We start from the raw sequence: 13,353 nt of genomic DNA, 5'->3' as shown, positions 1-13,353 counted from the left end.
GTATAACAGCGATCGGAAGGTTGTTCTGCCATCGTAGTGGTCCAGTGTAAATAAATTTTTCAGCTCTTCATAGCCCCACTTAAACCAGTTTAAGGAGTGCACTCATCTATGGAACAATTGCGTTTACCCAAAATGCCGATGCCGCCTGTTGTAACGCCGACAGCGATTCAGGCTAAGCTGATTTTGTTCTGTGATCCGGCCTTTCCGATAGAGGGGCAACAACCCTCAAGGCAGGCGATGGAACATTGGAAGTCGTTGGAAAGGGAGAACATCCACATTACAGACGCAGATGGTCTGACTGATGCGTTACAGGCGGCAGGTGGTGAGGGATGTTTTATCAATCTGCATGCCCCGTATTTTCCGAAATCGGCCTGGACGGCCATTGTGGATTATTTACATCAGGGAGGCGGCCTGATCAGTATCGGCGGGGCTCCTTTCAAGCGGCCTGTACGCGCAGAACACGAGACATGGGTCGTGGAGTCAGAGCAGACGGCATATCATCAGGAACTGTATATCCATGAGACGATTGGCGTATCGACAGCGGATGTGCAGTCGTATGTTTCTTCCGATTCGATCCCGCTGCTTGCCGGGAAAGAAGAACTGTTAGAAGTTGCCGATACATGGAATCTTGTCCCTCATACAACCAAAACAAGCGATCTGCCACACCAGATGGGATCGGCGGGTACAATGAGTACACAGATTCACGCGTTGCTGACAGGCATCAACCAAGATGGACGCAGCATTGCCGCTCCGATGGTTTTATGGGAAAACATACGTGGAAGCTTTGGCGGTTCACGCTGGTTATTTGTAAATCTGCCCTTAACCGACTCTTTTTGGACGCAGAACGGTGCGGCTGAGATCGTGAAATGGGGTGTGTTCTGTGCTCAAGGGGTAACGGAGCTGTCTTTGAAACCAAACTATGCGTCTTATGAACCTGGGGAACGGGTAGTGCTCACCCTTCAGGGGCAGATTTTGCAACGTACGGGATTTCAACGGAATGGACTCCAACGGACAGGATTTAGGTGCAGTGCCTTCGAGAGATGGACGTTTGCATTGACCGTAGTACGAGAAAACCGGATGAACGGTCAAACAGAGCCTGTATGGAATCACCAGCTGGAGATGCACATTTCTGACGAACAGCAATATGTTCGATTGTCGTTACCGAAGCTTGTGGAGCCTGGGCTTTACCGAATCGTCTGCCGAGCAGAGGCACCGGACGGTGAGATTCGTGTCCTGCGTCAAGGATTCTGGGGCCAGGACACGGCTTTGCTTGCGGAAGGGGAGGGGATTACCCGCAGCAGGGATTATTTTATCCAAGCGGGGCAACCGCTGCCTGTTGTCGGTATGACGTACATGACCTCGGATGTCGCGCGGAAATTTCTGTTTCTGCCCAATACGGACGTATGGGACCGGGATATGGAACAGATGGCGAAGGCCGGGATTAACTGGATTCGTACTGGGATCTGGACAGCTTATCGCAATATGATGCAGGTGGACGGTCACATGGCGGAAGACGTTCTTCGCGCCATCGATGCTTTCTTTTTAACGGCGAAGCGACATGGTTTGCAGGTGACGTTTACGTTCTTCTCTTTTACCCCCGAGACCTGGGAGGGAGTTAATCCCTATTTGGACCCGCAAAGCGTCGAGGCACAAAAACGATTCATTCGCAGCGTTGTCAGTCGGCACATACACAGTACCCATGTAGATTGGGACCTCATCAATGAACCGTCCATGTTTGATCCGGCACGTATTTTCTCTGCTGGTCCGCGTTCATCCCGGGATATGTACGAGCAGCAGGCTTTTATGAGCTGGCTTCAGAAGCGTCATGAGACGATTGAATCGCTGCAGGAGGCATGGAATATGTCCCCGAGACAGCTTCCAAGCTTCGCGGATGCGGTGATTCCTGAACCGGAAGAGATCAATTTTGATGTACAGGATATGCATCAGGCCAAAAAAGGCACTCGCTGGCTGGATTATTGCCTGTTTTCCATGGAGATGCACAATGTGTGGGCACAGGAACTGGTCAGTACAATCAAGGATTTGGCTCCGAAGCATCTGGTTACTATTGGACAGGATGAGGCTTTGGGAGCACAACGTCCATCCCCGTTTTTCTATGAGCGCGAGGTGGATTACACGACAGTGCATTCCTGGTGGCTGAATGATGATCTGCTCTGGGATGGCATTTTTGCCAAAACACCGAATAAACCGAATCTGATCCAGGAAACCGGTATGATGTATGTGGAAACGCCAGATGGACGCGCCAAACGTACGGAAGCCGAGCTGCACAGCATACTGGAACGCAAATATGCTTATGCCTTTGCGACAGGTGGTGCGGGTGCGGTGCAATGGATCTGGAATACAAATTTTTATATGGATAACGCGAATGAATCTCATATCGGGGCGCTGCGTGCAGATGGCACAGAGAAACCGGAAGCGAACGTATCGTATGATTTTGGCCGTTTTATGCGAGAGGTGCGGGAGTTGTTCGAGGATCGGGAACTGGAGCAAATTGCCGTCGTATTTCCGTATTCGAACGATTTCTCCAACCGTTCGCTGGCATATGATGCGACGACTAGGCTGACCCGGGTGTTGTCCTATGAGCTGAAGCTGCCGTTCCGTGCATTGTCGGAATATCACTTGGATTCACTGGAACATCAGCCGCCGAAGCTGGTCATCGTGCCAAGTCCGCATAATCTGGAAGATGCTGCGTTCCGTCGATTAATAGAATTTACAGAGAAGCAGGGTGCAAGCTTGCTTATCACCGGTCCGCTGGGACTTGATGCATACTGGAAACCGAGCGGAAGAGCGGATATGTTGGTGGGGAAACGAAATCTGGCTAATGTGCAGCGTGAGGAGGTGCTTCACCTTAACGGGACAAACCATCGTGTCACTTATGGCAGACGCCGTATTGCCGAAGTGGTCAAAGAAATGCAAGTTCTTCTTGCCGATGGTCAGAAAGGACACTTGCACCCCTCTCTTGATGCCGACGCCATCGATGAAATGGATACAACGAAAACATCGCCATCGCCTAAAGCAGATCGGGTAACCGTTGTACCACTGGGTGAGGGTAAGGGGAAGCTGATCTGGACCCCATTGCCACTGGAATTGAACGGCCGGGATGAGCCGCTTGTGGAACTGTATCGTTATGCCGCAGCTACAGCAGGTGTAGAGCGGGAGCTGGAATGGTTATCAGGCGGGCAGATTGCGGGAATATACGGCCGGAAGCTTCATTTTTCAAAAGGGAATTTGTATATTATCGTTTCGGAATATGCCTGGAATGAGCAGGTGCGCATCAGAGATCAGCATACAGGTGTTACGTATTCCTTTGAACTTCAGAGCAATCGCTCGGTGCTGTTTGCGACGGATTCCTCGGGTAAGCTGCGTGCCGTATATCGTCCGGAAGAAGTTGAGATCGAGATTATACAACAAGATGTGAAAGAGGCTTATTAACGACATGACACAATCGGAATCCAACGAGAGTGAGATTGTAACGGCGGGGATGCGCCAGTTGTAAGGGTTCGACGATTTTCCAGATGTATCTGTTGAGTTATTGGTGGCTTTTCTATAGAATGAACAGTACGAATGATTGAACATAAGGCGATAAGGATGTCCCGTTATTCAATAATACAGATACTAATAAAAGGGGGCTTGAAGTCATGGAATCCTTGGGAGGACTGCTTCAGCAGCTGAACCCTTCGTTTCGTGAGCAGTCGCGGCGAATTATGGCGGATTTGTTGGAAGATCCATATGTGCGCGAGTTCCGCGCAGGTCATCCTGAACTGAAAGATACACAGCTCATGCCCGATCTGAGCAAGCTGTTTCAGTATGCTAAAGATTCGAAGAACTGCGCGAATTGTCCGGGACTCGACAACTGTCCCAACGATTTTCAGGGTCATTTCTGCAAACTAGAAGTAGAGAACTTTAACGGTAAACCCGAAATTATAGATATTAAAGCACCTTGCTCCAAACAGATCGCCCGGCAAAATGAACATATCATCAAACAGCGGATTCGCAGTTTTTATGTGGATGAGCGTGCTCTAAGCGCTGGATATAATGATGTGGAAATTATGGGCAAAGATCGCATGCGTGCGCCAGCGGTAAACCGTGTACTTCGTTATATTAGCGAGACGAAGGCCAACGGACTTTCAACGCAGGGGTTGTATCTGGAAGGTTCGTTTGGAACCGGCAAAACGTTTCTGATGTGTTATCTGCTACATGAACTCGCGGTTGCGGGTCATACAGGTGTCATTATTTATATGCCTGACTTTGTAGAGGATTTGAAATCCATGATCAGTGAAGGACAGAAGCTCAAGGAAATGACGGATGTTCTGAAAAGCTGTGACCTGCTCATCTTTGATGACATTGGTGCAGAGAACCTGAACCCATGGGTACGGGATCATGTGATGGGCTCTATTCTTAACTATAGAATGAATCGCAAGCCAACGTTCTATACGTCCAATTACAACCTGGAAGGGCTTGAGAAACACTTGAGCTTTACGAACCGGGATGGCGAGGAATCGAACAAAGGTCAACGTTTGATGGATCGCATTCGTCCATTTGTGGATGTCATTCAGGTACGGGGTGAGAACCAACGAGGGAAGAGCTAAGATATAGATGAACCAAAAAAAGCCTGGCTTTCGCAATATGCGAGAACCGGGCTTTTCTGGTCTGCGGGAGCCTGAAACTGACTTGAACATCCTATTCGGTCAGGAATTTAAAAATTACCATACCAAAAAAGATAACAGTCATCAGGCCGCCCATGCCGACAACGCCCATAATCAGATCAAAGAGATCGCTACGCGGCTCCTCGTTCACATGTTCACGCGGGTCGGTCATCCGAATATTAGCGTCCATTGTGTTGCCTCCTTTGAGGATTGACAGCTTGGCCTGCAAGCAGGGCTACAATCCGGAGTAATTTTAGTATACTTGGAAAAGAAAGCGTTTGTAAAGATTTTGCAGACGACTGGCTTCACCTGTAATTGTGAAGATTTCATGTTGGGAAGATGAACATTATCTGTTCATTTCACATGTCTTACGCACATGTGTTATACTGGAAGTGTCGTTCACGACGTTACAGGTTAAAATAAAACCGTAAGTATATATAAGGAGGACAATTTCATGGCTATTGTTAACGTATCCGATCAATCCTTTAACACGGAAGTCGAAGGAGAAGGAACGGTTCTGGTTGATTTCTGGGCGCCTTGGTGTGGTCCTTGCAAAATGCTCGCTCCAATCCTGGAAGAGCTGTCCACAGAAGTTGGCGATTCCGTAAAAATTGCTAAAGTAAACGTGGATGAGAATCCAGAATCTGCTTCCCGCTTTGGCGTAATGAGCATTCCAACACTGATCTTCTTCAAAGATGGTCAACCGGTTGATAAAGTGGTTGGTCTGAACTCTAAAGAAGCTCTCAAAGGAATCATCGAAAAACATCAATAAGCAGCAAGTCACAACATAATTAAGTGCAGGCTGACACATCGCCTCCGGTTTACATGCCGGGGGCGTTTTGCGTCGATAAGTGATATGTAGGACAATATAAAAGTAATATATAAATGATGTGATAAATTATTTATATTATATAAGTGAATATAAAATGAAACTGGAAATTTACATGATTAACGGAGAGGACAGAAAAGAACTGGAGAAGCGAAGCTAAAAGCTTTCTGAAAGAAAGCTACATCGGAAGCATCTACTGTAGCCTTTATCACCGGATTTTCCCTTTTAAAAAAGGAATCAAAGAAATCTGGGGATAACAGCGATTGAAAGGTTGTTCTGTCATTGGAGTGGTCGGTGTGAATTTTTTTGTGTAACCATGACTTTTACTTTTTTCGGAAGGGAGGACCCACCGAATTATGGATCCATTTATACAGGAGTTAGACGCACAGGAGAAAGCACTGGAGCAGATTCGTCACAAGCTCGCATTGCTTCCAGACCTGCCGGGCTGTTATTTGATGAAAAACAGTGAAGGCACCATTATTTACGTTGGTAAAGCGAAAGTGCTCAAAAACCGCGTGCGCTCATATTTTATTGGCAGTCATAACGGAAAGACACAGCGTCTTGTATCCGAAATCCGTGATTTTGAATACATCGTGACAGGTAGCAACATGGAAGCACTCATTCTGGAGTGTAACCTGATCAAAAAACATATGCCGCGTTACAATGTATTGCTTAAAGACGATAAAACGTTTCCTTATCTTAAAATAACGAATGAAAAGCATCCGCGGCTCGAAGTGACCCGCCGTGTGCTGAAAGATAAAGCCAAATACTTCGGTCCGTATCCGAACTCGTATGCGGCACACCAAACGAAAAAACTGTTAGATCGGATGTATCCGCTCCGCAAATGTGGTGTAATGCCGAAGGAAGTTTGCCTATATTACCACATGGGCCAATGCCTTGCTCCTTGTGTGAAGGAAGTGGGCAAAGAGCAGTATGACGAGATTTCGCAGGAGATCGGATCATTTCTAAGCGGCGGGCATGAGGAGATTAAAAAGGACTTGCAGCGTAAAATGCAGGAAGCCGCTGAAGATTTGTATTTTGAACGTGCCAAAGAGCTGCGTGATCAGGTGATTGCGATTGATGCGATCATGGAAAAACAGAAAATTACGATGGCGGATGCCAGAGACCGTGACGTCTTTGGATTTGCGATTGATAAAGGCTGGATGTGTGTCCAGATTCTATATATGCGTCAGGGGAAAATGATTGAACGCCATGTATCCACCTTCCCGTTCTACGGTGAGGCCTACAATGATTTCATGTCCTATGTAACCCAGTATTATAGTGATAACCCGGCTTTGCCACAGGAAATTTTGCTACCGGAGATGCCGAAGGAACTGCTCTCTGGTCAGGAAACAAGCGATTCCACAAAAGTGGATCATGCGAATATATCCGAGGATAAACATTCTGAGGGAACGGTTGAATCCACGCAAGAGGAATTACAAGTCGGGATGAATCAGACCGCTGCTTCGATGCCAGTTGTTGCCGAGACACTTGCAGCTTATGGGGCGGAGGTAACTGAGGAAGAAGAGAGCAATGCTACCGGATTGCAGGAAACATCCAATGCCAAACTGCCATCCGAGATGGAGGACCCGTCGCAAATGGCTGCTTCTCTGCAAGAATGGTTGGACATTAAAGTGCATATCCCGCAACGCGGACTGAAACGCCAGATGATTACGATGGCACTCGACAATGCACGGGTGGCATTGGAGGAGAAGTTCCGCCTCATTGAACGTAATGAAGAGCGAACATCTAAGGCTTCCGAGGGATTGGGGCGCTGGATCGGTCTGGAGCAGTTAAGACGAATTGAAGCTTTCGATAACTCGAACATTCAGGGTACGAATCCGGTGTCTGCCATGATTGTATTTACCGACGGTAAACCGGACAAGAAGGAATATCGTAAATATAAAGTGCGCTCTGTCGAGGGGCCGGATGATTATGAAACAATGCGTGAAGTTATCCGTCGCCGTTATGAGCGAGTGCTCAAGGAAAACTTGACCCAGCCTGACTTGATCGTAGTCGATGGAGGTAAAGGACAGATTTCCGCAGCTGTAGACGTGCTTGAGAACGAGCTTGGGCTATTCATTCCGGTGTGTGGATTGGTGAAGGATGCCAAACACAAAACATCACAGCTGATGATTGGTAATCCGCCAGAAGTGATTGCCCTGCCGCGGGACAGTCAGGAGTTTTATCTGTTACAGCGGATTCAAGAAGAGGTTCACCGATTTGCCATCTCATTTCACCGTGAGCAGCGCGGCAAATCGATGGTTACGTCTAGACTCGATGCCATTCCAGGCATTGGGGAGAAGCGGCGTAAGCTGCTATTGAAGCATTTTGGCTCTTTACGCAAAATAAAAGAGGCCAGCGTTGAAGACTTCCGGCCTCTATCTATTGGAGATAAACTAGCTACTCAGATTATTGCAGCACTTCGTGATGAGGAGTCGTGACATACGGCTTCTCTTTTTGTTTTGGATTGAAACGGTAGACCACGTATCCAACAATAGCAGGCAACACAATCCAAAAGATTCCGGCACCCATGTTCAGGGCGTCTCCCATGAAAATCAAGCTGAGCCCCATCAATAGGCTATCAAAGATGACATGTGCAAAAACAACAGCAATGAAGCCGTGACGCAACATAATTAGGCTGAACAACAGTCCAATGACAGTCAGTTCGATCGGTCGTGTAATGACTGGATAGATTGGATATAAGGTGTGTCCAAGTGCCCAAATAATTGTAGGGATCAGACAGGCGATAAACGTGTTACGCACAACTTTTTGCATCATGCGGATACCGAACAGTCGATATACGGCCTCTTCCCCGATTCCAGCCATCCAAGCCATAATCGGAAAGATCCAGGCATACGTCATGTTATATGTCGATTGATCTGCTGAGGTGGTGGACCATGTGCCGATGCTACGTTCAAGAATAAAGAATAGAACGGATTGTACACCTAGCAGAATGAATGCCCATAGATAGCCGGTGTACATACTCTGCAACACATATTTGCCGTAACCCGGCTCCTTGGCACGAGGCCATGGATTAAATCCGATTTTGCGCCACATGCCGTCACCAGCGACAAGCGATAGATAGATCGTAGCACTCATCACGATGGTTATGCCGGTCTGAATGAGCATAAGGAACACTAACATGAAGCTTGAAAGTCCTTGTGCCTGGAAGAGAGGCAACATGTTCAGTGTACCAATCATAGAAGCAGCAAAGTACACCAGTGACAATACGACGCCTCGTTTGAACGATGTATTTGCACGAGCCAGAATGCTATAAATAATGGCAAGCACACCAAGAACAAACGTCAGAAAAGCGTAACCACCGTAAGTTAACCAATTGGCTAATTGGGTCTGGTCTTTAACATAATCCGTGTGGGATTTCGGTACGGAGAACTCCGGATCGAACGAACGGACAGCCCCATTTTCAAATGTAAAATTCAATTCTAGCTTGGAGTTGCCAATCGTTTTACTTGCATCCGTGTACTTCAGACCCGGCTCGCCATCTCGTGTATCCAGTTGAAGTGTTGGGATGTCATATCCGAATTCTTTCAAAACTCCAGCCGCGAGTTTTTCTTTTTCGTTCAATGGCATATTGCCTTCTGCAAGCGACTCTGAAGTTCTTCTGATGCCTTGTTCTTGCTCTGATTCAACGGCCGTATACAGGGAGGAAGGCAATATCCGCTTGAAGGCAACTACCTTGCCTGTTTTCATATGTACGTCAACGTTAAGGTAACCCCTACTGTCCTGATCAAGCAAACGCACTCGATATACATCGTAAGGATAGGTTGTTTCCCATTTTTTATTGTACGTGGCAAGCTGTTTCGTCTTTGCCATATAACCGTAAATATCGGAATGGGTCTGATACGTTACTAGGGGTTTACTGGCATTGCCTTGGAGCGTATAGTCATCAACGGAAGCCGCGAATGAACGTGCAGATTGGATCGCTTGATCCTTGCTAATGAAGGATGTTGACGAAATTTCTGTCGTTTGTGATGAAGTCGCAGGAAAGATCTGAAAGACAAAAAATAAAATCAGGCCGATCACCGCAAGCAACCCCAAACGTTTGAAGTTAGCCTTAAGCTGTAAAGGCTGCCCTAAGGGATTCATGGAATGGTGTTCCTCCTTTTTTCAATTACATCGTACTGTAAAGATAGCACAGGGCATGTCCTCAATGCCAATGACAGGGCGAAAACAGGTGTAAATCTTTGAAAACGAATGAAAATGATCGAAAAAATCCGATCATGCTGTCCGGGCATGAACTTTTTTCCCGTTTTGAACGAATTCGAAGTTATTTACCCAAAAATCGTTTTGTGCGCATTCGTTGCAGCGCTTATAATTTTGAAGCAAATATGCAAAAAACCGCATGTCTCGGGTCTAACAAGGGAACGAATAGAACGGAAAGAGCTAATAAAGCTAACGGAGTGGACATCCAGAGTAGGCATCCTGTAAAAGAGTATACTAACTCTAGTTGGATGCATATCAACTCCAATTATATGATGTTTTTTTATGAATCATACATGAGCTCCACAGGGTGGAGTTATTTTCTTTTTTAGCAGAGGTGGATGATACTGAAGTGAAAGCAAATGTTCAATGGATGCGATTATCGCCGCCCCGTATTCTGGTGTTAGGTTTTGCTGGCATTATTCTGCTGGGTACACTGCTGTTGATGCTTCCGGCATCCAGCCGAACCGGCGACAGCCTGGCCTTTATCGATGCACTTTTCACAGCAACTTCGGCTGTGTGTGTGACAGGGCTCGTTGTTGTGGATACAGGAACCTATTTTTCAGTGCTGGGTCAGGTGATTATTGCGATTCTGATTCAGATCGGCGGTCTCGGTTTTATGACGATGTCTACGCTGGTTGCGATTGCGTTCAAACGGAAAATATCGCTCAAGGAGCGATTGATCTTACAAGAGGCAATGAATCAGAGCACAATGGAAGGCATTGTGAGGCTGATTCGCAAAGTCGTGATTTATTCGCTTATTCTGGAGGGGATTTGCGGTACATTGTTTGCACTGCGCTGGTCATTTGATATGCCGATCGGGCAGGCCATGTATTACGGTTACTGGCACGCCATCTCTATGTTTAACAATGCCGGGTTTGATATGTTTGGTCATTTTAGCAGTCTAACGGGCTATGTCTACGATCCGCTTGTTAATTTTACCGCCATGTTTCTGATTGTTTCGGGTGGGATCGGTTTTGTGGTGTTGTCCGATTTGGTGGAATATCATAAAACGAGGAAGCTATCCTTACATTCCAAAGTTGTTTTGCTGATGACGGCCTTATTGATTATGTTTGGTGCGCTGGTCATTTTTGTATTCGAGTTCAGCAACCCACGAACGCTAGGTGGTCTGAACTGGGGCGGCAAGTTGCTCGGCTCGTTCTTCCAATCGGTAACACCGCGTACAGCCGGGGCCAACACGGTCGATATTGCCGGACTGCGGCAGGCCACGCAATTTTTCATGATTATATTGATGTTTATCGGTGCATCACCGGGGTCAACCGGGGGCGGCATCAAAACAACAACGTTTCTGATTATGGCCGGGGCAGTCATTGCCATGATGCGCGGTCGGGAGGATATCGTCTTTTTCCGTTATCGGCTTGTGCAGGAACGTATTTTCAAAGCACTCACCATCACGCTACTGGCGCTGTTGTTCATTATTACGGTGACGATGGTGCTGAGTACGACAGAAGACAGTAATTTTTTAATGATATTATTTGAAACGACATCTGCTTTTGGTACGGTAGGGCTCTCTCTTGGCCTGACGCTTAAACTCACCACATTTGGCAAGTTAATGATCTGTTTTACCATGTTTGCAGGACGGCTTGGACCAATTACACTTGCGTATGCACTGGGGCAGAAAAAGGGTAAGGATTTATACAGGTATCCGGAAGGCAAAATGATAATTGGTTAGTAATTATTAGGATAGAGGGGTTCGTGAAGAACGATGAAAAAACAGCAGTTTGCGGTCATTGGACTTGGGCGGTTTGGCTCCAGTCTGGCACAGGAATTAATGGAACTAGGTTATGAGGTGCTTGGCATTGATAAAAATGAGGAACTTGTCGAAGACATGAGTGACCTGGTCACTCACGCTGTCGTGGCGGATGCTACGGATGAAGAGGTGCTACGCTCCCTCGGCATTCGTAATTTTGACTGCGGCATCGTTGCTATTGGCGACGATATTCAGACGAGTATCCTCACTGCCATTCTGCTCAAAGAGCTGGGAGTCAAAACGGTTGTAGCCAAAGCTATATCGGTTCTTCACGGACGAGCACTTGATAAGCTGGGCATTGACCGTGTCGTTTACCCTGAACGGGATATGGGCATCCGGGTCGCTCACCAATTGGTTACACCAAACCTGCTGGATTACATCGAATTGTCCAATGATTACAGTATTGTAGAGATGAAGGTACCTTCCTGTCTCCACAATAAAACACTCGCTAGCTTGAATGCACGTGTACGCTTTAACTGTAGCATTGTAGCCCTGCAAAAAGAAGCCGGGGTGATTATTGCCCCGACGGCGATGGATTCCCTGCAAATGGGGGATATTATGGTCATTATCGGCAATAATGGTGATATCGACCGATTTGAAGAAGAAGTTATTAGTCAAGAGAGCTGAGCAGTAAGCTGCTTCTTCTGGATTATATCAAGGCGTTGTTGTCCTTCGTGAGGGCAATGACGCCTTTGCTGTAAAAAATGCAGCAGTCTCCCTGACCCATTGTCTGGCGGTTTCGCTGAGGTTTTCTTTTTCCCCATAGATCATGCAAGTTGTTCTTCGGGTCTGTTTCAACTGAGGTAAATGCACGGCAACGAGATCGTTATCTGCCAGCAGCTGTGGACGAAGATAAGATTTGGGAAGAAGGGCAGCGGCTTTACAGGTCGGCAGAAGACGGATAATGGCTTCGAATGAATCAATCTCCATGCGAATGTCAGGCATTACGGTGCAACGCTGGAACAGATCGTCTGTCAGTTTACGGTACCATGTTCCTTTGGAGAACGTAATCATCGGAAGATCCTGCAGATGCTCCATACCTGCTTCCTTGCCCGCAAGCGGGTGCGTTAGCGGCACAACCAGCTCCAGGTGATCGTCAAATAGTGGAACACAGTTTAGTCCCGTTTCGCTAATGGACGAGGCTACAATGCCAACATCGGCTTTTTTATCACGAACAAAAGAAACGATCTCATGGGTTTTGCCTGTTAGCAGCTTTAATTCTGCATGAGGATGCTTCTCCATAAAAGCGTTGACGAGTGGAGGTAAGGTGGTCTGAAGTGTCGTCAAACTCGCTCCTAACGTAATAATGCTCTGTTCTTCGTCCTTGTATTGAGATAACATGGTGAGAAATTTCTGTTGCTGTTGTTTCTGCTCGACGGCGAAGGTGTAAGCTAGTTGGCCTACGCTGGTTAATTCCAATCGTTTGCCGCGGCGATGAAAGAGGGATACGCCCAGTTCATCTTCCAGCTTGGAGATTTTACGAGAGAGTGCAGGCTGAGACAGATTCAGTAGCTTGGATGCACGGTTTAGACTGGATTGCTCTACAACCGCTGCGAATGCGTTTAATTCTTCGAACATGAACACAAACCTCTCTTCATTATGAGTGTGATTCTTGCCCTTGATTAATTGTCTGCCTTATTGTATGGCGTTTAGTCTCGTTGTTTGAATGGTTATATAGGTTAGGAAAATCATAGTTTCAATGGTATAACCCTTACAAAACCTTTGTTTCAACACTTATACCTATAGGTTATAACATTTAATAATTATATTGCAATTCCCTTATAAGAAAAAAAGGAGTAACATGAATTGTGACACAAGTTGTTCACACCTGATCAAAACGGAACAATTTGTCGAACCTTCCCATG

At 46.8% G+C, this 13,353-nt stretch carries 9 protein-coding genes; 6 read left to right on the top strand and 3 right to left on the bottom strand.

From position 1 onward, the window contains the following. Positions 1-108: 108 nt before the first annotated feature. Positions 109-3,450, top strand: coding sequence for an alpha-amylase family protein (locus MKY23_RS22975; protein WP_339832482.1), 3,342 nt, complete (start codon positions 109-111; stop codon positions 3,448-3,450). A 206-nt stretch (positions 3,451-3,656) separates the two neighbouring features. Beyond that, positions 3,657-4,607 carry a primosomal protein DnaI gene (gene dnaI, locus MKY23_RS22970; RefSeq protein WP_090919464.1) on the top strand — a complete coding sequence of 317 codons (951 nt, stop codon included), beginning with the start codon at positions 3,657-3,659 and terminating at the stop codon, positions 4,605-4,607. A 91-nt stretch (positions 4,608-4,698) separates the two neighbouring features. On the opposite strand, the gene MKY23_RS22965 is transcribed toward dnaI, so the two are convergent. Next, entirely contained in the window at positions 4,699-4,854 is a 156-nt protein-coding gene (locus tag MKY23_RS22965; protein ID WP_090919461.1) for a YqzM family protein, read from the bottom strand. A 264-nt stretch (positions 4,855-5,118) separates the two neighbouring features. On the opposite strand from MKY23_RS22965, the gene trxA reads away from it, so the two are divergent. Both trxA and uvrC read left to right on the top strand, forming a co-directional pair. Further along, positions 5,119-5,436, top strand: coding sequence for a thioredoxin (gene trxA / locus MKY23_RS22960; RefSeq protein ID WP_090919457.1), 318 nt, complete (start codon positions 5,119-5,121; stop codon positions 5,434-5,436). A 413-nt stretch (positions 5,437-5,849) separates the two neighbouring features. After that, the gene (gene uvrC / locus MKY23_RS22955; RefSeq protein WP_339832479.1) at positions 5,850-7,937 is read left to right on the top strand and encodes an excinuclease ABC subunit UvrC; all 2,088 of its coding nucleotides are present in this window, start codon (positions 5,850-5,852) and stop codon (positions 7,935-7,937) included. Here the strand turns inward: uvrC and MKY23_RS22950 are convergent. Continuing rightward, positions 7,906-9,603, bottom strand: a complete 1,698-nt coding sequence (locus MKY23_RS22950; RefSeq protein ID WP_154891054.1) for a type II CAAX endopeptidase family protein — start codon at positions 9,601-9,603, stop codon at positions 7,906-7,908. The two genes, uvrC and MKY23_RS22950, sit on opposite strands and share 32 nt — an antisense overlap. A gap of 466 nt (positions 9,604-10,069) precedes the next feature. On the opposite strand from MKY23_RS22950, the gene MKY23_RS22945 reads away from it, so the two are divergent. Together MKY23_RS22945 and MKY23_RS22940 are read left to right on the top strand one after the other, a co-directional pair. Then, a complete protein-coding gene (locus tag MKY23_RS22945; RefSeq protein WP_339832476.1) occupies positions 10,070-11,410 on the top strand; it encodes a TrkH family potassium uptake protein in 1,341 nt (446 codons plus the stop codon). A gap of 33 nt (positions 11,411-11,443) precedes the next feature. Then, positions 11,444-12,115, top strand: coding sequence for a TrkA family potassium uptake protein (locus MKY23_RS22940; protein ID WP_154891052.1), 672 nt, complete (start codon positions 11,444-11,446; stop codon positions 12,113-12,115). A 27-nt stretch (positions 12,116-12,142) separates the two neighbouring features. On the opposite strand, the gene MKY23_RS22935 is transcribed toward MKY23_RS22940, so the two are convergent. Continuing rightward, positions 12,143-13,066, bottom strand: a complete 924-nt coding sequence (locus tag MKY23_RS22935; RefSeq protein ID WP_154891051.1) for a LysR family transcriptional regulator — start codon at positions 13,064-13,066, stop codon at positions 12,143-12,145. Positions 13,067-13,353: the final 287 nt, after the last annotated feature.

The organism is Paenibacillus sp. FSL R7-0272 (assembly GCF_037969905.1).
GTDB classification, from domain to species: Bacteria; Bacillota; Bacilli; order Paenibacillales; family Paenibacillaceae; genus Paenibacillus; species Paenibacillus polysaccharolyticus.
This window is presented reverse-complemented; position numbering and strand designations above follow the sequence as displayed.